The 21,678-nt window shown below is 46.8% G+C and carries 15 protein-coding genes; 2 read left to right on the top strand and 13 right to left on the bottom strand.

Going from position 1 to position 21,678, the window contains the following annotated elements; all coding sequences use genetic code 11:
* Nucleotides 1–19 precede the first annotated feature (19 nt).
* From DVB69_RS05110 to DVB69_RS05055, 11 genes are all read right to left on the bottom strand, one after another.
* Nucleotides 20–1,954, bottom strand: coding sequence for a S8 family peptidase (locus tag DVB69_RS05110; protein ID WP_116017272.1), 1,935 nt, complete (start codon nucleotides 1,952–1,954; stop codon nucleotides 20–22).
* A 112-nt stretch (nucleotides 1,955–2,066) separates the two neighbouring features.
* Nucleotides 2,067–3,575 (bottom strand): N-acetylmuramoyl-L-alanine amidase, encoded by a 1,509-nt coding sequence (locus DVB69_RS05105; RefSeq protein ID WP_116017271.1) that lies wholly within the window; start codon nucleotides 3,573–3,575, stop codon nucleotides 2,067–2,069.
* Between the two features lie 235 nt (nucleotides 3,576–3,810).
* Entirely contained in the window at nucleotides 3,811–6,045 is a 2,235-nt protein-coding gene (locus DVB69_RS05100) for a 5'-nucleotidase C-terminal domain-containing protein (protein WP_116017269.1), read from the bottom strand.
* Between the two features lie 224 nt (nucleotides 6,046–6,269).
* A complete protein-coding gene (panF, locus tag DVB69_RS05095; RefSeq protein ID WP_116017267.1) occupies nucleotides 6,270–7,712 on the bottom strand; it encodes a sodium/pantothenate symporter in 1,443 nt (480 codons plus the stop codon).
* Nucleotides 7,709–8,074 carry a YhdT family protein gene (locus DVB69_RS05090; RefSeq protein WP_116017265.1) on the bottom strand — a complete coding sequence of 122 codons (366 nt, stop codon included), beginning with the start codon at nucleotides 8,072–8,074 and terminating at the stop codon, nucleotides 7,709–7,711. Before DVB69_RS05090 ends, panF begins: the two co-directional genes overlap by 4 nt.
* Before the next feature lie 954 nt (nucleotides 8,075–9,028).
* Nucleotides 9,029–9,985, bottom strand: coding sequence for a nuclease-related domain-containing protein (locus DVB69_RS05080; RefSeq protein WP_116017261.1), 957 nt, complete (start codon nucleotides 9,983–9,985; stop codon nucleotides 9,029–9,031).
* A gap of 611 nt (nucleotides 9,986–10,596) precedes the next feature.
* Nucleotides 10,597–11,196: a 3'-5' exonuclease gene (locus DVB69_RS05075; protein ID WP_116017259.1), complete on the bottom strand. Its 600-nt coding sequence runs from the start codon at nucleotides 11,194–11,196 to the stop codon at nucleotides 10,597–10,599.
* A gap of 111 nt (nucleotides 11,197–11,307) precedes the next feature.
* The gene (locus DVB69_RS05070) at nucleotides 11,308–12,072 is read right to left on the bottom strand and encodes an ABC transporter permease (RefSeq protein ID WP_116017257.1); all 765 of its coding nucleotides are present in this window, start codon (nucleotides 12,070–12,072) and stop codon (nucleotides 11,308–11,310) included.
* Nucleotides 12,069–12,965: an ABC transporter ATP-binding protein gene (locus tag DVB69_RS05065; protein ID WP_116017255.1), complete on the bottom strand. Its 897-nt coding sequence runs from the start codon at nucleotides 12,963–12,965 to the stop codon at nucleotides 12,069–12,071. The genes DVB69_RS05070 and DVB69_RS05065 overlap by 4 nt, the downstream gene beginning before the upstream one ends.
* Nucleotides 12,949–13,176, bottom strand: coding sequence for a PLDc N-terminal domain-containing protein (locus tag DVB69_RS05060; protein WP_116017253.1), 228 nt, complete (start codon nucleotides 13,174–13,176; stop codon nucleotides 12,949–12,951). Before DVB69_RS05060 ends, DVB69_RS05065 begins: the two co-directional genes overlap by 17 nt.
* Complete coding sequence (locus DVB69_RS05055; protein WP_116017251.1) at nucleotides 13,176–14,273, bottom strand: helix-turn-helix domain-containing protein; 1,098 nt, start codon at nucleotides 14,271–14,273, stop codon at nucleotides 13,176–13,178. The genes DVB69_RS05060 and DVB69_RS05055 overlap by 1 nt, the downstream gene beginning before the upstream one ends.
* Before the next feature lie 109 nt (nucleotides 14,274–14,382).
* Here DVB69_RS05055 and DVB69_RS05050 point away from each other — a divergent pair, with 109 nt between their 5' ends.
* On the top strand, nucleotides 14,383–14,811 hold the full coding sequence (locus tag DVB69_RS05050; RefSeq protein WP_116017249.1) for a hypothetical protein: 429 nt from the start codon (nucleotides 14,383–14,385) through the stop codon (nucleotides 14,809–14,811).
* A gap of 436 nt (nucleotides 14,812–15,247) precedes the next feature.
* On the opposite strand, the gene DVB69_RS05045 is transcribed toward DVB69_RS05050, so the two are convergent.
* Nucleotides 15,248–20,212, bottom strand: a complete 4,965-nt coding sequence (locus DVB69_RS05045) for a S8 family serine peptidase (RefSeq protein WP_116017247.1) — start codon at nucleotides 20,210–20,212, stop codon at nucleotides 15,248–15,250.
* A gap of 452 nt (nucleotides 20,213–20,664) precedes the next feature.
* Here DVB69_RS05045 and DVB69_RS17440 point away from each other — a divergent pair, with 452 nt between their 5' ends.
* Nucleotides 20,665–20,844 carry a hypothetical protein gene (locus DVB69_RS17440; RefSeq protein ID WP_147300753.1) on the top strand — a complete coding sequence of 60 codons (180 nt, stop codon included), beginning with the start codon at nucleotides 20,665–20,667 and terminating at the stop codon, nucleotides 20,842–20,844.
* Nucleotides 20,845–20,968: 124 nt separating this feature from the next.
* Here DVB69_RS17440 and DVB69_RS05035 read toward each other — a convergent pair whose 3' ends face one another.
* On the bottom strand, nucleotides 20,969–21,604 hold the full coding sequence (locus tag DVB69_RS05035; protein ID WP_116017243.1) for a 3'-5' exonuclease: 636 nt from the start codon (nucleotides 21,602–21,604) through the stop codon (nucleotides 20,969–20,971).
* Nucleotides 21,605–21,678: the final 74 nt, after the last annotated feature.

Genomic DNA, 21,678 nt, shown 5'->3' with positions numbered 1-21,678 from the left:
CTTTACGCGGTTTTATACTTTATCTAAACAAACTCGGGTTTTCTGCACCTGCTAAAAAGACACTATACGTTGCTCTTGTCATTGACTCGTAAGGTTTAAATGTACCGTCTGGATATCCTTTAGTCACTCCAGATTGGGTCAACGCTAGGACTGCTTCATAACTTGAAGCCTTAGGTGACAAGTCACTAAACGGAGATGCTTTTTTAGAGTCGAACGGGATGGTAAAGGCTTTTTGAAGCAACAATGCCATCTCCCCACGCGTTACCGGCTGGTTAGGACGGAACGTGTTATCCGGGAATCCACTAAGGTATCCTTTTTCTTGTGCGGACTGAATGTATCCAGATGCGAAACTATTTGAATTTACATCCTTAAACTTCGTCTTGCTCCGTTCACCGTTTAACCCTGTCGCACGGCCCATAATGGCTACTGCTTCTGCACGGGTTATTTTCTGATCTGGCTTGAAGACGTTGCCTTCGAAACCATATATCAGTTCTTTATCAGCTAAATAGGCAATTTGCGGCGCATACCACTTAGAAGATGAGACGTCTTTATAACTTTTACCTTCTATTTTCACTAAAATGTCTTCTTGAATTTGTTTTCCTGAATTTGTCATGATAGCATACTTCCCTTTGTATGTCCCTGGAAGCAAGTATGTCTCCCACTTTCCTGGAGATTGCTCAGAGATTGTGCGCTCTTCGATTTTCAACTGACGTGTTGATGTCTTGTCAGCGTTCGACAGTTCAAATACGACACGTCCGTTTTGAGTATATTGTGTCATCATTGGAATTTCTTCTACTTTTGAAGGATACCGTACGAGTCCGTATCCAAATTGACGATCACGTCCTCTAGCACCTAAATCTTCTGCAGAATTTGCTAGAATTGAGCGTAATCGGATGTTCGTCATTTCGGGGAAGCGCTCTTTTAAGAGTGCTGCAATGCCTGAAACGTGTGGAGCTGCCATGGAAGTCCCTGATAATTCGTAGTAGCCGTCTTTTTTTCCATCGTCATCGAGTTCACGCGGAAACGTGCTAAAGATGTCTACTCCTGGTGCTGCAAGTTCCACTTCAGGACCCATGGACGCTTCCAGAAAACGTTCTTTATAGATATTAACCGCAGATGTTGCAATAACAGTTGAATATTTCGCAGGATATTGGACTGAATCTGAATGATTACCATCTTCTTCATTTCCTGCTGCAGCAACAATGATCATTCCCGTTGCATACGCTTTCTCTAGCATCAGTTTGAGTGCCGGATCATCGCGGTTTGTAGTAATACTCATATTCAAAATGTCGATTTTGTTGTTGATGGCCCATTCGACGCCGTTAATAATGTCGATGGTGCGCCCTGAGTCATAGGAATTGATGGCTTTGATGGCATATAAGTCAACGCCAGGCGCGACACCCATCGTGCCGTTACTAGCTTTTGCAGCTGACAATATTCCTGCTACGTGCGTTCCATGACCAAGGTCGTCATTGTAGAGTACAGTTCCTTTAGCGCATTGGTCTTTCGGCAAGGCACAAAAACCACCTTTGACGCTCAACTTGCTATGCGTGACATCGATTCCACTATCAAGAACCGCTACACGGACGCCTTTTCCTGTATAAGGAGCGATTGCTTCAGGCGTGGTATTGATGAGGGTAAATCGTTTTGGGTACGTAATTTGGGATGGTGGTGCTGGTGCGGCAGGGGCTGCTGCAACTCCATATTCCCGGTTTGGATAGATGTTGACGTCCGGATAATGAGATCGAATTTCATCAACTTCTTGCTGCGTCAATTGGACTTCCCCGAGTGGTGCATGCTTGAATTCCTTCGTGAACGGACTCACCTTTTGGCTAATAGCCTGTAAGTCAGCGTCCGATCCGTGGAGCAACCAGTCTGTCCGTTCTTCAGCGTGCGCTTGCATAGGAAGTAGCAAACCTAGGGCCAAGATAATTGCAAAACCTAACTTTCTCACCTGATCACTCCTTTATGTACGATATGATTTCTATACCCGTTATCAGTCCTTTGTGAGCATGTATCCACAAAAAAATTCCACTCGATCTTGTGAACGAGTGGAATGGATGTGTTTAGTGTAGTTTGCCACTCGGTGTAGCATTTACCGTGCTATACAAAGGCAAAACATCTTTTCTATTTTCATAATAATAGTAATAGTCGAGTGTGGCAAGGAATAATCCTCTTGCCATTTTCTCACGACCTGCTTCAGTTCCCATAATGCCTATGTCTTTTTTGTTGGTAATGAATCCAAGTTCAGCAAGTACAGCAGGCACATTGTTTTCTCGAAGTACTGCAAAGTTACCTTCTTTTACGCCGCGGTCTGTTAACCCCCATGCTTCAAGTTGACGGTTTTGGACATATTGCGCAAGTGCTTTTGACTGGGATACGTTTGGGTTTACTGCTGCAGATTTAGTGTAATAGAAAGTTTCGGTTCCATTAGCAGCCCCTCCCGTATGGGAATTCGTATGGATGGAAACAAAAATGTCGCCTTTTACTTTTTTGGGATAGGCACCACGCGCGGACGGCGAAATATACGTGTCATCTGTGCGAGTCATTATAGCTTTCATCGGCACTTTCGCGTAATACTTTTCCATCTTTTTCGCTACGTTCAATGTAACATTCTTCTCGATAAATCCATTGCCCGAGCTGCCTGGATCCCATCCTCCGTGACCTGCATCAATCACTACAGTGATATCACTCAAAGGCTTTTTGCCTGGCGGTGTTGGCACCGGTGTAGGATCCGGCTTCACTGGTGGTGTCGGAGTTGGTGGTGTTACGACGGGTTTGTCAGACGGCTTGTCCGACTGTAAGTAAGCCGAGTGTACGAAACCTTTTACGTTGTCAGAAGTGATGTACACCCAATCTCCAACGGAGTACGAATAGGAAACGATTTTGCCTGACGGAATTGAACCGATTGATGGATAAGTTGTGTTCGGACCTGTACGGAGGTTCAATTTCGATCCGTCTTTCGTGTCCACATAGGCATCGTGCTCGAACTTTTCATTGTCTGCTGTGCGGAAATCCGCGTTGATGCTACGTGCTAGGAATACGGCAAAGTCTCCCCGATTAATTGACTGAGATACACCAAATGAGCCGTCAGCAACTCCTTGCGAAATTCCTTTGCTAATAAGCGAGCCTGCTGCCACACTTACAGAACTGGCATTATAATCGAACGTGTGTCCAATTAAGAGCGCCATTTCTCCACGACTCAGTGTGTTATTCGGTTTGAAGCTACCATCGGCATAACCCGAAATGATTTTTTTGTCGACAAGCTGCTGTATGTAGCCGGAAGCGAAGTTGTTCTTTCCAACGTCCTTAAAGTTCGTTGCACGCTGTTCTCCGTTTAAGTTCAGTGTACGTCCGAGCATAGCTGCGGCTTGGACACGCGTCACTTGTTGCTCCGGGACGAAACGAGTTTCAGATACTCCGCTTGTGATCCCGCCTTCGACAAGATAATAGATTTCAGCCTGTGCACGATGGGTCGTTCCGACATCCGTGAAGTTGGCTGCGGCCTTGGAATCTTGTCCGAATGGGACAAGCGCTGCGAGAGATAAGGTAAGGCATACTGCTAGTTTTTTCAATGGTACAATCCTCCAAATATTTGTCGTTACCGTAAAGGATACAACAATTCTTTGTATTTCTCTATGTTTCTATCGACCTAAATCGGGGTATGTTAATAGGTTAGTGCTATTTCACTCTAGCTATTCAGTCATTGTTTGCAGTGCTTACTTGCTGCAAAGTCTTATGGGACGCATTTTGTAGAAAACGCTGAATCATCTTACACGAGATGATTCAGCGTTATTTATATTTTTTTATTTAGTTTTTCGTGTCCTCAACTGGAACTTTATATCCATTTTGTTGTGTTTCCAAAGACGTGTCGATGATGCGACCTTCGACTTTAGGGTTGATTTTGTCGCCTAGTGACTGAAGGTATTCGATAGCATTTTGAGTATCTGAGAATCCCGGGTCAGAAACTCGTCCTTCTTTAGATGCTTTTTCAAATACTTCGTATCCATCTCCGCCACGTGACGTGAAGCTATTTGTTGCAATATATATCTTTTGGTCTGCTTCGAGAGGAACATATTCTTCCCCTTTCAGTACCCAAACTTCATCAATACGCTCTCCGGATTTTTTCGTGCTGTCAAATGTAAACTTCATACCACCAACGTGTAAGAAGCCACCTGACTCTTTTAGTCCTTTGCCACCCTCAATTGTAGCTGCAAAGACACTACGCTCTAATGCTTCCCTTACTTCTTTACCGTTTGAATCTACGATTGCTAACGGGTTACCAAATGGCAAGACTTGAACAATGCTGCCGACTGAAATATCTCCAGCTTCAATGCTTGTTCGGATTCCGCCACCATTTTGCATAGAAACAACGATTTCGTCTTTTAGGTTTGGCATGCTCTTCGCTTTCCAAAGCATTGCATCCGCTATTACGTTTCCAAGATTGGTTTCGTTATGACGAATACTTGAAATCCCTTCAGCACTGGAGTCGCGTTTCGCATCTAATAATACTTCAGACTCTACACCAATTGACTCTTTCTTAAGTTCTTCTTTACCTTGTTGGAAAGGCTTAAGTACTGCCTGAGCCTTAGGATCAATCTTCATCGTTTTCGAATCGATTTTGATAAGTTCACCATGATCCCAATATGCCTCACCTTTAGGATTAAACTTAACCTTCAGTGTACCTAGGTTATTCGCATGTTCCCCGGCTTGGACAATTAATGTTTTACCGCCTGATTCGTGGGAAACCGTAATCGGCTCTATCAATTCAGTGTGACTATGTCCACCAACGATAACATCGATACCTGGAACTGCTTTTGCTAACGCTTGGTCATTTCCATAAATAGGAGACTCATGGACACCGAGGTGTGTCATCGCAATGATCTTATTAACGCCCTGTGCTTCAAATTCAGCCACTGTCTCTTTAGCACGCTCGATATAGTTTTCAAGTTTCAGTTTGTTTGGCGAAGCAATGTTTTCAGTTTCTTCAGTAGTTAATCCGAAGATACCCACCTTTTCACCGTTTATTGTTTGAATTGAACCATCATAAATACCACCAGCGGCAGCATCGTCATATACGCCACGTTTTTGGAGGCCTTCAAAAGCTGGTTCCGCAGATGCATCGATATTCGCAGTTAATATCGGGAATTCTGCAGCCTTTACATAATTTCTCATAGCTTCGTGAGACCCGCCTTCGTCAAATTCATGGTTGCCGAAAGTGACTGCGTCAAAGCCTAGATAGTTCATCATGACCACGTCAGCTTGTCCTTTATATTTATTCCAGTAGAGGTCGCCTGAGAAGACGTCTCCGCCATGGAGGAGTAGATTGTTTTCATTGTTTGCACGAAGTTCTTCAACAACTGTTGAGATGTATGGGAAGTTGTCGAGGTATGCGTGATGGTCATTCATGTGCATCACTAAGAGATCGAGATAGCCGAATTTCGCGTTGCCTCGGTTGAGGAATAGGGCTAGTTCGCCACGAGTGACGGGCATGGATGTACCGAATGTTTTGTTGTCTTTGCCGCTTGCGATTTTTTCGTCGACGAGCGCTTGGACGTAGGGAGCAAATCGTTTGTTGACGTCTGTGAACTGAGTTTCAGTTTGTTTGATGTCGGCTTCAATTTTTGCAGCTTTGACGATCATCGCTGCTGCTTCGCCGCGTGTGAGGTGCTCAGAAGCTCCGAATTTCGTTGCACTTTTCCCGTTGACGACTCCGTGTTCAGCGAGTGCGTCAACTGCCCACTTTGCGTTTTTCGGTACGTCTGTGAAGCCTGATTCTTTGTATACGCCACCTGGCTCAAGGCCCATGACTTTTGCGATGAAGATTGCTGCGTCCGTACGTTTTACGTTAGACTTCGTGTCGAATTTTGTTTCGCTTATGCCTGATGTTACGTCGTTTGCCCATAGGAAGTTGACCGCGTCTGTATAACGATCAGATACGTCAGTAAATTTCGAGGAATCGGCTGATGCGCTTGGTACCGCCAGTGCAGTTGCGACTGCTGCCGCTGTGATGGTCGTTGCCATGAATCTAGTCTTCTTCGTCATTCGAAATTGCCCCCTAGAGTGGTAGTTTGGACATGCATGTCTATCATATCAGCTTAGTAGTGTTAAGACTAGCTGTATTTAGATTTATTTGAAAAAGGTGATACAGGACGGTTTCTCTCTACGCTGCAAACGGATATTCTAGGAATTAATTGCAGCGTTAAATGTGTTGAAGGGTAAGTGAAAAAACCGCTCAGGGCTACGGATAGCCTTGAGCGGTTTTATTTTTAAAATTTGAAGGGTTCGCGTTTTACGGCTAGGCTTCCGATTAGGTATGCGAGTAGGGATAGGACTACTGGGAGAGTGACGGTGTGGACGCCTAGTAGATTGCCGTATTCCTGGTTGTAGAAGTGGATCGCGATGTAGCTGCCGATTCCGGTGAACATGGATAGGAGTGCGCCGTATTTGTTGCCGTGTTTCCAGTAGAGTCCTAGGACGATTGGCCAGATGAAGGCGGCTTCGAGTCCTCCGAATGCGAATAGGTTTAGGAAGATCAGTAGGTCAGGTGGCTGCAGGGCGAGTAGGAATACGATGATTCCGAGTACGCCAGTGATGCCGAAGCTAAGCATTTTGACTTTCTGTTCGGGTGCGTCTGGTTTGATGAAGTTCAGGTAGACGTCTTTGACGATCGCGGAGCTGACGAGCAGCAAGAGCGAATCGACGGTGGACATGATGGCTGCCATTGGTGCTGCTAGGACGATTCCAGCGAGCCACGGTGGTAGGACTTCGAGCGCGACGAGCGGGATGACTTTATCCCCCACTTCAATTCCTGGTAGGACGGGACGCGCGAAGATGCCGATCAAGTGCATGTTGAGCATGATGAATCCGGTGACGATGGTACCGATGGCGAGTGCGCGGTGCATGGCCTTCGAGCTTTTGTAGCTCATTGTTCGGACGACCATTTGCGGAAGTCCTACGACTCCGACTCCGACGAGGATCCAGAAGCTGGAGACGTAAGCTGGTGTCAGACTTCTGTCTGCTCCGAATGGTGTGACGAGGTTCGGGTTTTCGTTCAACAAATCTTGCATGATGGCAGGAATTCCGCCACCTGCGATGATGACTCCGATGAGCAGGATGAGCGTGCCAACTACCATGATTGCGCCTTGGACAGCGTCGGTGAGTGCTACGGCGCGGAATCCACCGATTGTAACGTAGACGAGGACGCTGATCGCGAAGATGAAGAGCGCCGACGTGTAGCTGAGTCCCGTGAGCGATTCGATGAGACGGCCGCCCCCTACCCATTGCGCGGTCATCGCGGAGAATAGGAAGACGATGATGGCGATGGCTGCGAGAATCGCGACTGCTGGGCTGTTGTAACGCGCTTTTAGGAAGTCGATCATCGTGACGGCGTCGTAGCGACGACTCAGGATGGCGAACTTCTTACCGAGTATGAGCAGGACGAAATAACCGGTGACGACTTGGGTCATCGCAAGTAGCGCCCAGCCGAAGCCGACGGTATACGCGGTGCCGGGGCCACCGAGGAAGCTGGATGCGCTGCCGTATGTGGCGACCATGGTCATCGCGAGGACGAATCCGCCGAGTTCACGGCCACCTAGGAAGTAGTCTTGCAGGAAGCTGCCGCCACTGCCCATTTGTTTGGATGCGATGAACCCGATGGCGAAGATTGCAATTAGGAATATGATGAGCGGGATGAGTACGCCGATGTTCATGAGTTCGGTCCTTTCTGATCGTGAAAGTTAGGTGGATTTGGATGATAGGCTCGATCGTCGTCGAGCGGCATGTCGGTGAGGACGAATTTCGCTAGGACGACGGTGATGATGCTCATGAGAATGAAGCCGACGACGCAGCTCCAGAAGAACCAGTCGGGCAGGCCGAGTATGTATGTGTATTCTTCGACGGGGCGGCCACCGAGACCATAGGCGAATCCGAACCACCAGATGAAGTTGAAGATGGCGAGCGCGACGCCGATCCACGCTTCTTTGTGCGCAGTTTTGAAGCGCGGGTCTTGTTTGTGTTGCTTGGGTTGATTGGGTTGTGGTGCGTTTGGTGTTTTGGGTGTGTCGGGTCGCATGGCGGTGCCTCCTTTTCGTGATTGAGTGGTTTTTGTTGAGTATAGCCTATTTTGTGGATGGGGGGTAGGGGGAATTTGGGGTGGCTTGGGGGGATTTGGGTGGTGCTTGATCACATTTGTGGGTTGCTTGAGCGGATTGCGGGGGTGCTTGATCACATTTCGGCTTGCTTGAGCGGATTGGTTAGGTGCTTGATCACATTTGTGGTCTGCTTGAGCGGATTAGCTAGAGGCTTGATCACTTTACAACTTGCTTGAGCGGATTGGCTACCGGCTTGATCACCTTTTCTAGTTTTCGAGGGCTTTCCGCTCGTAATTGCGACGCGGAGCGGCGCACACCAATCAATCTTGGTTTTAGTTTTAGGCATGGGAGGGATTAATTGGTCGCGAGTTTTGGTGGTTTGTGATTTGGTGGAGTTGCCGCGTGTATGGGCATTGGGTTGCTGGGGGTGCTTAAGCGGATTTTTGGGGTGCTTGATCACTTCTTAAGCTTGCTTGAGCTGATTCATGTTGAGCTTGATCACATATAGGCCTGCTTGAGCGGATTGGCTACTTGCTTGATCACCTTTTCTAGTTTCCGAGGGATTTCTGCTCGAAATTGCGACGCGTAGCAGCGCACACTAATCAATCTTGGTTTTGGTTTTAGGCATGGGAGGGATTAATTGGTCGCGAGTTTGTGTGGTTAGGGATTTGGTGGAGTTGCCGCGTGTATGGTGATTCGGTTGCTGGGGGATTTTTGGGGTGCTTGAGCGGATTCACGTTGAGCTTGATCACTTTTTAGGTTGCTTGAGCGGTATAGCTAGAGGCTTGATCACTTTTCAGCTTGCTTGAGCGGATTGGACGCGGGCTTGAGCAATTTCAGGTTCTGTTGAGCGGATATGACACTTACTTGAGCAACTCCCGATTTCCTCAATCCAAAGGAAAAACGCTTCGCTTAGCGAAGCGTTTGTAACCCATTTATTTATTCGCAGGGACGTATACACTCCCAGCCCGCTTCCCTCTCCGATGTAACTGGCTTCGGGATAGTAGTCTTTTTGCGGTGTGCCTATCCGGAACTCCCGTGAATTCACAAAATGCACGATTAGTGATATCTCCTGAGATGAGTAGGAACCACTCCCTTAATGCTTTTTCGTGTTCAGTTGCACTGGTATTGCCGCATCTTGGACAGTTCCAGCGAAGTTTATCCCATTGCATTACTTCAGTTCCAGTACATGTAGGACAAAACACTCCTCGAGTCACGTCTTGTTTAGAAAATCTATAGCGAGTACTTAATAATGGAGGATTGAATTGTCGATTAGTTTGCACAAGGGCTGTCGCTATCTTTTCTATCATTCTTTTATCCAACACACGCTCTTGAATTTCTAGAGACCTAAAATAAATAGGTGCCTCATAGGAAGTAAACACAGGCATCGTGGGTTGTTCCTCAATTAGCAGCTCGTTATTGTGAGCGAACACAATAATACCTCTTACGGGAATATGAATATTACGCTTAGCGAGCCACCTTTCCAAAAACTGTTGTTTTCGATTCACTTCTACTATTGGACTTCGAAATACAGAAGATTCTCCTTCCGCAGATACTTGGAGAAACTGCGTTGGGTTCGTTTTGATAAGAATTTTCCCGGCTCTGTTTTTGATTTCCGTGATGATGATAGCTTCAGGAGTGATAAATAGGGAGTCGATTTGAAAATAGACGCCTTCTTGTTGTAAGGAAAGATCATGGAGGATGGCGTGCGGGTAGTCAGTTCGGACTTCTTTCATGTAGCGGTCGTATTCCATCTCTCCCCCGTAACCCGCGCGTGTTTTGTAGAGTTCCTTTTGAATGTAGTCATATTGCGGGTGAGTAGGCGCTAATCGTTTCTCTAATGCGAGCAGTCCTTGGAGCAGTTTTGGCATTGTTCGTTGTTTGTATAACAAAGATTCACCTCCATTTTTCTATAGTCTAGCTTGTCCCTCTTAGAAAAGATATAGAATGTCGCAAAGCCGAATTATTGGGTTTTTGACACAATTCATGTTTGGGTTGATTGCTCTCAAGGATGCTTGAGCAGATTCTCGTTTCGCTTGATCACTTTTTAAGTTGCTTGAGCGGATTAGCTAGAGGCTTGATCACTTTTCTACCCGCTTGAGCGGATCGGCCACTTGCTTGAGCAAATGTTCCATGTTTCTGAGGGATTACCGCACGAAATTGTGACGCGGAGCGGCGCACACATATTAATCTTGGTTTTGGTTTTAGGCATGGGAGGGATTAATTGGTCGCGAGTTTGTGTCATGTGAAATTTAGGGGAACTTCCGCGGCCATGGGGAGGGGCTTGCTTGAGAGGATGAGAGATGAGCTTGATCACTTTTCATGTTGCTTGAGCAGATTGGACGCTGGCTTGATCACTTTTCAGCTTGCTTGAGCGGATTGGCCACCTGCTTGATCACTTTTCAAATTGCTTGAGCGGATTGGACGGTTGCTTGAGCAAATGTTCCATGTTTCAGTGAAATATCTTGCTGTACACGCAAAAAAACCCTGCTCGGCAGGGTTTTTATTTGGTGCAGTATTGATAGATGGCGGCGGTTGCGAGGCAGTCGCCGATTGCGTTGTGGGCGTCGTGTTCGAGTTGGAGGTATTGTGTGAGCGTCGTAAGTTTGTGATTGGGTGTGTCTTTGATTTTCTGGCGTGCGATTTTGACGGTGTCGATGACGGTGTATTCTGGGATGGAGATGCCATTTGTGCCTTCGAGCGCGTATAAAAAGCCCATATCGAACGATGCATTGTGGGCGATGATCGGCAGTTCTCCGATGAATTCAATCAGCTCTTCAATTTTTTCATCGATCGTTGGTGCTTCTTCCACCATTTCGTTGGAGATGCCCGTTATGCGGGTGATGGTTGGTGAAATGTAACGCCGTGGATTGATGAGGACGTCCATTTGCTCATCTTTCCAATGGTCAAAATAACGGATCGCTCCGATTTGAATGATTTGATCGGCTCCCGCTCGTAAGCCCGTCGTCTCAAAGTCGAGCACGACGTAATCGGTTACGGATTCTGTGCTTTTTTTATATTTTTGTGAAGTTGTTTTGCGTGAACGATTTGGTTGCTCGACCTTTTCCTGCAACAGACGAATCGCTTTTTCGTGGATATCCATCCGGTCACTCCCCCTTCTACAAACCTATTATGGTTAGTATACCCTGGAACGACCTTACAAAACAGACTGCATGTCAAAATAGCACCGCCTTTATTCTAATGAAATAGAGTGTTATAGACGTTTTTTATTGAAATGAAAAATAGTTCCTAAAAGAAAGATGAATAGTGTTCCTATTGCGATGATAAATGGCGTTCGCATTTCTACCAATGCCACTTCCCCTGTCAACATGTGCGGAGGGGCTGTCAATAGTTGGAGTGGATTCCACGATGCGGACTCGGGGAAAATCGCGACGATGAACAGTGCGATAACAGCAACCACCGTCACCAAAAGACCACCATATGCGGATGCGAAATAGGTGTTCCCCCAAAGTGTGATGGTGAATAGGAGTAACCCGAATACATAGACACATCCTGCCGCGAGAAACACGTGCTGAACGATGCTTTGATCCCAATAAAAGGCGGTATAGCTATAGGTAATGATGAAAGTGAGCAGGAATGCGAGTGTCCAATAAGTAAATCCCATTGCAAATTTCGCGGTGATGACCGTGCTCCGCCGCAGCCCTTTTGTGAGCAAGATGACGAGAGTGCCTTTTTCCAGTTCTTTCGACATCATCGTGCTGAACAAAAGTATGAAGATGAACAGTCCCATTTGGGGAAAGTTTTTGTAGAATTGCAGCCATGAATCAATTGCAGTTGGATCTGGTAGATTCAGAACCGTGCCTTCTGGCATGAAATTCTTCATGAGAGTAGGTGTGATTTTTACGATAAACGGATTCATGACGCCGAGCACAGAAAAGATCAAGAGGGTCAGCAGTAGCTTGTAGGACTTCACACTTTCTGTCCATTCTTTCTTCAGAAAACCTAGCCAGGAACTCATTTCAGCACCTCCAGCACGACTTGTTCGAGCAGTTTTGTATGAGGGTGCATCGATTGGATGACAAGATTGCGATCCGTGAGTTCGCGCATGAATTGGAGTCGTTCGTTTTCGCTTGATAACTGTACGATAAGTGCATCTTCTTCTATATACATGTGATGTTCGAGTTCGCTGAGCTGTGATAACGCTTGGTTTACTGATGTGGTGAACGTGAATACGAATTGATGGTCCACTTGTTGTTGGAGCGCGGTGAGTTCGTCTTCAAAGATGATGGTTCCTTCGTGCAGCATGGCGACACGATCGCAAATTTGCTCGGCGTCTGACAGAATGTGCGTTGAAAAGAAGACCGTTGTTTCGGATTTAGCCGCTTGCAATATGGTTAAAATCTGTGCACGTCCGACTGGATCGAGAGCCGACGTGGGTTCATCGCAAATTAGTAGTTTCGGGCGATTCAGGAGTGCTTGCGCAATGCCGAGCCGCTGTTTCATGCCTCTCGAGTACGTTCGGATGGGGGATTTGGTTTGGATTAATCCTACGAGTTCTAGCAATTCTTCGATACGTTGCTTACGTTCTCGTTTCGGCATATTGGTGATGACAGCGCATAGTTTCAAATATTCTTGAGCCGTGTAATACGGATAAAACTCCGGGACGTCCGGCAAGTAGCCAACGTGTGCGTTCGATTTCGTTTGGCCGAATGTGACGGCTTCTCCGGCGATTGTGATGGTGCCAGACGTGACGGGGAGTAGCCCTAGCATGCATTTCATGAGTGTCGTTTTCCCGGCACCGTTCGCTCCGACGAATCCAAAAATGGAGTTCTCTGGGATCGCTAGGTTGACGTTTTGGAGCACTTCTTTTGCGCCAAATCTCTTCGTGACGTTGTTAATGGATACGACCATCTTCGTCTCCCCTTCCTGCAATGAAGTAAATAAGTGGTCCGATGAATTGAATGAAAAGTACGATCAATAGCCACAGCACTTGGTTGCCGAACCGGTAATGCGGGTGGCGTATGACGTGAATGACGGAAAAAATGGCGAGTCCAACTTGTAAAAGGACGAGTGGTATGATGAACGGCAAGTATTCGATGAGTAGGTCCAAATCTGTGTTCATTATTTACCCTCCAATCCCCACTGTAATTTCTTTTTTAGAGCGCGCATTTCTTCATCTCTTTGATAGGTTTCAAAAAATGGTGCTTCCATGAACTCAAGGATCGATTGTTTAATGATTTCATCGTTGCGTAGCGAGTTTTTGCCCAGATCCAATTGCTCCAGCCAGTCTTCTAATAGATAAAAATAGTCATCTCCGCGAAGTGCGATTGGCCATAGATTGTAGATACACACGTCTACGTACTTCGTGAGGTAGCAGTAGAGTAGCTCACGATTTTGTTCCTTTGCAGCAGCTTGTGCGACGCTAACATAAAATTGTATGCACATATTAGGATGAAGATTTTTGAGTTCGTACAGGTCAATCAAACCGTCGATTCTACGAATGGTTTCATTGAAAGAAGCGTGTTTGGACGCTGTGAGTCTTAGATAAATTGGACTGCTCCCAACGAGTTGAAGGACGCTTTGGTACATCATCACTTGGATCGCGCGTGTGGCTTCTTCGGTGTTTCCGACTTGTTCATAGGCGGTTGCGAGCACCAGTTCGTCTCCGATACTTGGTTGAATGACGCCGTCTAGGAGTTCGAGTGTCTTTTGCGGGTTTTCTTGCATGAGTGCAACGCTTGCTTGTAACGAGTTCACTTGTCTCAGTACCCAAACGTCGTCGCTGACCTGGCGGATGCGCTCGAGCCATTGTGTGATTTTGTTCAAGATGCTCGCGCTGTCTTCAGCAAGTTGGTAATGATTGAGCATGAGAACACTCATTTGCAGAAGTAGCGATGGATGGTGATAGTGCGTCTTCACTTGGTTTTCGACTTCTTCGAAAACTTGTGAAAACGGTGCTTTTCCGAACTTTTGCGAGAAGTCATTATACAAGTCTTGGATGGTTTGCTTGGATATTTCTTGCTCATAGTGGAGCAGTTCATCGACCGTGATATCAAAATAGGCTGCGAGTTTCGGAAGTAGCGTGATGTCGGGATAACTTTGTCCTTTCTCCCACTTCGAGACGGATGCTTTTGTGACTTGGCAATGTGCGGCGAGTGTTTCTTGCGTAATGTTCATCCTCTGACGTTCGCGTAGTATGATGGTACCGATTTGGAGCATGGTGTCTCCCCCTTTTTTCTTCTATCTTCAGTATATGTTAATCGGCAGGTGATTCAATCTACTATTGGTTGATATTTGAAGTGGCGGGTCAACTGGTGGGTTACTTTGTGTGGTGGGAACGGATGGGTTGCTCGGGGAAACGAGCGGGTTCGAGGCCGGAACGAGCGGGTTGCTCGGGGGAACGAGCGGGTTGCTCGGGGGAACGAGCGGGTTCGAGGCCGGATCGAGCGGGTTGCTCGGGGAAACGAGCGGGTTCAAGGCCGGATCGAGCGGGTTGCTCGAGGAAACGAGCGGGTTCGAGGCCGGAACGAGCGGGTTGCTCGGGGAAACGAGCGGGTTCGAGGCCGGATCGAGCGGGTTGCTCGAGGAAACGAGCGGGTTCAAGGCCGGATCGAGCGGGTTGCTCGAGGAAACGAGCGGGTTCGAGGCCAGATCGAGCGGGTTGCTCGGGGAAACGAGCGGGTTCGAGGCCGAATCGAGCGGGTTCGAGACCGGAAAGCCAGCAAAAGACCACATGCTCGCATTCTTTCATCACTAAATGCGCAGCGAAGCGGAGCACACCAATTAGTCTTGGTTTTGAAATGCGGAAAGACGGATTGGTCGCGAGCTTGGATACGGATTGCAGTGGGGATGTATTCGCGGGGATCGAACGGTTCGGGAGAGGAAACGAGCGGTTAGCTGGCCGAATGGAGCGGTTCGCCAGAGGATTGGAGCGGTTATGTGACTGAATCGAGCGGTTAGCACGTGGATTGGAGCGGTTAAGGAGCAAAAACGAGCGGTTCGCTACGGCACCCACTTCCCCTCACTAAATGCGCAGCGAAGCGGAGCACACCAATTAGTCTTGGTTTTAAAACGCGGAAAGACGGATTGGTCGCGAGCTTGGATACGGTTTGGAGTGGGGTTGTATTCGCGGGGATCGAGCGGTTCGTCACAACACCATGCAAAAAGGCTGCCCGCAGGCAGCCTTTTCTCGATTACTTTTGAACAATCACGTAGCTTCCTGCAGCTTCAATATTGAACTGCGCTTCGTTCTTCTTCACTTTGACTTTTGATGATTGGTTTGTGACTAAGTTGAGAGCTTCAGCTTTCTTCAACTGTTTCGCTGTTGCTTCATCCACTTGGATCGCAACTGCTATTTCTTCATCAAACTTTTTCAATGCAGATTTCTGAGCTGCTGTGCCTTTGGACAATTCGATTGCATAGACATCTGTGACTGCATTTTTCACATCAGCCGATGAAGATGTGCCGAGTGTGATGACTGCGTCGCCAGCGCGACTAAGCAGTTCTCCAACAGCATCGTCTTCGAACGTGTACGCTGCGTTGCCTGCTTTTAGGACAAGATCTTTGCCAGATTTCTCGATTTGCTTCAATACTGCTTTCGAGAACTCTACATCCATCGTGCCAACAGCCACAGGTACGTCAACAATGATTTGTTTCGCTTTTTTGTCTCCGATGAATGAAGCAATCATATCTTCAGTCACTACTACTGACTTTGGTGCAGCGGCTTCCACGTGAACTTTAACAGTCGTTGTGAAGTCACCGAGTGTGACGCTGATTTCTGCGTCTCCTGCACTGATTGCTGTGATTTTACCTTGGAATACTTTTGCAACGTCCGCATTGTTGGACTGGAATGCTGCGTTTGTTGTTACGTCTTTTGTTGTCGACGTGCCATCTGCTTTCGTCGTTGTTTCGACGAGCTGGATAGAAGCGGTGTCCCCTGCTTTCAAGGAGACACTGTCTTTATCCAACGAATACGTAACGATTGGAGCGGGCTCGCCTTTCACCGTCAAGTAGACGAGTAGACTTTCACCGTTTGGCAAGACGACTTTCACTTGTGTTTTGCCTGGTGTGAGCGCGCTGATCAATCCTTTTTTAACTGTAGCAATTTTGTTGTTAACGACGCTGTAGTTACTTGCGCCTGTTACGTCTTTTTCAGTGATTTTGCCATCTGGCGTCACTGTTTTCTCATTGATCTTAATTTGCTTTTGCTGATTCACTTGCATCTTCACGTCTGTTTTATCCACAGAATACGTGACGATGTTTTGTGGAGGTGTTACGACTTCAACATAAACGAAGATCGTGTCTTCGCCCGGAATCATGACGCGGACTTGTGTTTTACCAGCTTTTTGAGCAGTTACGAGTCCTTTTGAAACCGTTGCGATTTTGTTGTTCACCACGTTGAAGCTAGTTGATGGCGTGAAGTCTTTTTCGACTACCGTGCCGTCTGGCTTCACTGTTGTTTGTATAATTGTCAGTTGTTCTTGCTGACCAACGCCTAATTTCAATGCATTTTTGTCCACAGAATATGTTACTACGTCTTGAGGAAGATCTTTCACTTCTAGATAAACGAAGCGAGTATCTTGTCCTGGAATCATGACGCGGACTTGTGTTTTGCCCGATTTGTGAGCAGTAACAAGACCTTTGTGAACTGTCGCGATTGAGTTATCTACAACGTTGAAGTTGACTGTTGGCGTTACGTCTGTTTTCACGACTGTGCCGTCAGCTTTTACTTTCGTTTCAGTGATGATCAGCTGTTCTTGCTGGCCAACCCCAAGTGATAGTTCTTTCTTGTTTAGCGCGTAGCTGACTTCTTCTTTCACAGGTTCAGCTGTAACTGTTACAGGAACTGATTGTGTGAAATCGTTGTAAGTGACTGCGATATCCGCTGTACCTGCAGCGATTGCAGTTACTTTCCCGCCTGAAACTGTTGCAACAGCAGCATCGCTTGAAGCGAATGTTGCTTCTGCCGTTACGTCGCGGTCAGTTGACGTACCATCTGGCTTCGTTGTTGTTTCTGTAACTAGAAGTTGAGCTGCGTCGCCTACTTTCAAGTCGAGTGCGGATTGATCCACTGAAACGGAAACTGTGTCTACTGGCTCGTCGACTGCTGTGTAGATGACTTGTTCTGCCTTGTTGCCAGCAGCGTCTGCATATTTCACAGTGACGTTGTTTTTGGTTTTATCAAACGTTGGAAGTTCGAATGAGAATGTGCCGTCTTGTGCTAATTTCACTGCACCTGAATTGACGACTGCATCATTTGCTGTCACTTCGTATGTTGCTGAAAGTTTTGTATTGATATCGTAGCCCATTCCGTATTTTACGAGTTCGTTTTGGTAGTCAACGTACTTGTCGATGACTTTACCCGTTGCTTTTGTGTCATCAACTTCCCCTTCAATTGTGCCTGCTGTCGATTTTACAACGACAGGTCCAACGTAATCAGAGATTGTTTTCGGATTGCCTGACTTCGGTTCAGCTGTGAAGTCGATTGTATATAATCCGTCTGGGATCTTCGTTTCCCCAGTTCCACCCCAAGGCGTATAGCCGCCAGTGATTGGAAGAGTATAAGATCCTCCTGCCAATTCAGTACCAGCGTGCAGATATCCAATGTACCCATCTTCAAATTTCCCGCCCGTTGGGTCCATAATATTCCAAAGTTCAATATAGTTTGCTCCTACATCCCCTGTAATTGTGAATGAGAGAACGGCCTCGTCTTTCACGCCATCTCCATTGAATGAAAGATCTGTTTCTGTAATTTTCATGTCTTTTAATGCGACGGCCGCTGCGCCTCCAAAGTCAGCAGCAAATGGTAATGAGAGATCTTTGCCGTTGCCTTTGATGTGGATGTAGCCGAGAATTTCATCTCCAGCTTTTGTTGTTGCTTTTGAAGCAGTAAGCGTCACGTTTAGTTCCTGTTCGCCATTCAATGTGAATTCAGGCTTGTCGACTGTTAGTTTTGCGTCGCCAAATCCTTTTGTTACATCAACAGATACGGTATAGTCCCCGCCCACTGATTTCAAATCTTTCACGTTAATTTTCTTTGTGACAGAGAGGTTTTTATCCAACTTTTGAGGACCGAATGTAACGGTTCCTTTTAAGTTTTCAACTATCGTTCCGTCGTTATTTGCCGTGTCGATCGCATAAGCAAGTACATCTGCGTGTGCCGCTTGGTAAGCATCGACGCGTCCTGCTCCTTGTGCGAAGACGTCATACTTTTTCGTATCGAGCAATTTTGCTGTGTTTGAAAGAGCTACTTTTACGTCAAATGCGTTCCATGTCGGATTCGCTTGTCTTACGAGTGCTGCGATTCCAGCGATGTGAGGAGTTGCCATGGATGTCCCAGTTTTACGTGAGTAGGCCTCACTGTAATCTGCGTCCGGGAAGTCATTCCCATACATTGGGATTGTTGACATAATGTTAGTTCCAGGTGCTGATACGTCTGGCTTAATGTCAAAGTTCGGTGTAGATGGACCGCGTGAACTTGAGTCATTGACGTCATCACCTGTTGTTTTAATGCTTGAGAATTGATCAAACGAAATAGTTCCTGGTGCTGTTGCTAGAGCCGCGCGAAGTGCGTCCCCGTCTGTTACGGACATATCAAATGTCGGAATGAATTCGAACGCGTCCCCTAGGAATACGTCTGATTTGTTCGGTGCATTAGTTCCACCTGCAAAGTTGTGGACGATAATAGCTGCTGCACCTTTCGCTCTAGCCGCTTCGACTTTATCGACGAATGCGATTTCTCCACGAGAAACAAGTGCAACTTTACCGGCTACGTCAAGGCCTGCGTAATCTTTTTCAGCACCTAGTCCTGGTACTGCAACTAGATCGTAGTCGCCTGCCAATTGTGTTTCTACGTCTTTACCAAATGTCGTTGCCATTAGGTCGTTCACTTTGTTGTATGTGAAGTCTCCTGCTGTTACGTTTACGTTGGATTTGAAATGTGTTTCAGGATTTGTTGTATTACCAACCGCGATTCCAAGACGTGATGTTGCGGGTGTCCCCATTGTGCCTCGGTTCGGGCCTGAGTTTCCTGTTGCGATGACAGAAATCGTACCTGCCAGCATTGCGTTATTGATGGCAAAAGATGCACCATCAGTTTCAGAGTTTGCGCCGCCACCGAGTGATAGGTTGATCACATCGATTTTCTCGATAACTGCTGTATCAATTGCTTTGATGATTCCTGAAGTTGAGCCACTCCCGTAAGCGCCAAGAACGCGGTACGAGTATAGGTCAACTTTCGGCGCGATTCCTTTGATGCCGAATTCGTTATTACCTTGTGCGGCAATTGTTCCTGCCACGTGCGTTCCGTGAGTCGTATAGAATGTGCTTCCAGTCGCGTTCACTTCCGGCTTGTTTGCCGGACGATCGAGTGGAGATGTTTCAGAACCATCGTCATCTGCTCGTGGGCGTGCATAATCACTACCTACGTGAGGAACGAAGTTTTTACCGCCTTTATAAACCGCTTTCAAATCAGGGTGCGTCGAGTCGATTCCAGTATCGAGTACTGCAACTTTGACGCCTTGTCCTTCAATTCCTTCTTCCCATAGCTTGTTAATGCCTAGGAACGGAATGCTTGTGTCCATCTTTGCATCTACTTTCGGGTCGACTTTCTGAAGACCTTCTAGTGCATAGACTGTTGTATCGGGTTCGACGTATTTCACGCCGCTTACTGTTAGAAGTTTGTTGAGGTCGTTCGCTTGAATTGTTCCGGAGAGACCGTTGAGGACTGTATCGTATGAGTAAACTTGGTCGAATTTGACGTTTTTAATCGTCATTTCTTTTCGAGTTGTGTTTTGTTGAGCTTTGATTTTCTCTTTTTTGAGAACGATTTCTGATTGTGTCATCTTCTTTCCGTTCAGCTTCTTGATCCCTTGTTCGAGACCAATCGCTTTTTCGGATAAATGAATGATGACGGGAACTTTTTGACTACCCGTGAGATCCTGTAGATCCTTATGGAGTCGTGCATCCCCTTCCAACAAGCTTGTCTGTTGTGCAATCGTAGCTTTTTGCTGGAGCACACTTTCATCTTGCGGATTCGACTTGAACGGCTGTTTCAACAGCGCCGCGTTTGCAGTACCGGAGAACGGCAGAACAAGCGAAAGAACCAGGATGAGTGTTAAAAATGTACTTAGGAACTTCGTGAATTTCTTATTTACCAATTCCTCTTCCCCCTTAAACTTTTTGTTGTCAGACTTAACTAAATTAAGTGACAGAATGACAATATCATAGTTTGGAAGATATTAGAATCCCTTGTGGACAAGGTTTTGTAAGATTTAACTCTCTTTTCAGAAAAATCGTTCAATAGGCATCTATTTAGGTCATGTGGAGTAGTCCGTTGGGTGTGGAAGATACTTCGGAATCCGTGATGAATGTCCGAGGTGGTGGATGTAGGGCGTTTGGCGGAGTTGTGGAGATTGATGGGTAGTTTTTGGGAATGAGCGGGTTGAGCCTGGAAACGGGCGGGTTGGCGCGCGGAACGAGCGGGTTGAGTCTGGAAACGGGCGGGTTGGCGCGCGGAATGAGCGGGTTGAGTCTGGAAACGAGCGGGTTCGGCCTGGAAACGGGCGGGTTGGCCGGCGGAATGAGCGGGTTGAGCCTGGAAACGGGCGGGGTGGCGCGCGGAATAAGCGGGTTGATTCAGGAAACGGGCGGGTTGACGCGCGGAAGGAGCGGGTTGAGTCTGGAAACGGGCGGGTTGGCGCGCGGAACGAGCGGGTTGAGCCTGGAAACGGGCGGGTTGGCGCGCGGAACGAGCGGGTTCGGCCTGGAAACGGGCGGGTTGGCGCGCTGAACGGGCGGGTTGAGTCTAGAAACGGGCGGGTTACACTTTAGTCACTTAATCTAACGGCCATAGCACAGCCCTAAAAAAAACAAATAAAAAAAACACTTCGTGCGATGCCGAAGTGCGGTTCCTTTCAACACTCATGCATTTCTTCGTTTAACTCACAGCAATACTTGTAGATATTAGCAGTTGCACGACAATCCATTATTCCGCTCAATGAGTCTTGTTTAGTGCCTAGTAAAAAAGCTAACTTCTTCAATTTCTCTTCATCCTTTAGCTGGCCTGCCACTTGTCTTGCCAATTTAGTCGTATCCACCACAGTGTATTTAGGTAAATACACTTTTGAAAAGTCGTGTAGTGACTCTAAGAATCCCATTTCGAAAGAACTGTCATGAATGACAATAGGCATCTCACCGATAAATGAAACTAGGTGCTGAATGACCTCTTCCATAATTGGTGCGGTCCCAATTTCCTCGTTTGAGAGCCCTGTTCGTTGTGTCACTTCCATGGGAATATGTCGCTGTGGATTCACTAATGTTTCGAACCGATCCTGTTCGACATGATTTTCATATCGAATGGCAAGCACACCAATTATTTTATCAGCACCTGCTCGCATGCCTGTCGTTTCAAAATCCAATACTATATAATTTTGATGACAATCCTCAGTTGTAATATAATTACTATTCTTCGTTTGGTTTCTAACCCGGTTATTCTTTTGCATCGGCTGCTGATTAAGTAGAGCCTGTACCATTTTCCTTTGAGTTTCCAATAGGTGCACGTCCCTTTTTATGAAGATGAGTATCTATTCCCGAATTTCTAAATAATATGCATGAATTCAACATA

It is taken from the genome of Sporosarcina sp. BI001-red (assembly GCF_003384035.1).
Classification (GTDB): domain Bacteria; phylum Bacillota; class Bacilli; order Bacillales_A; family Planococcaceae; genus Sporosarcina.
The sequence above is the reverse complement of the archived record's forward strand: the minus strand, read 5'-3'. Positions and strand labels throughout refer to the sequence as shown.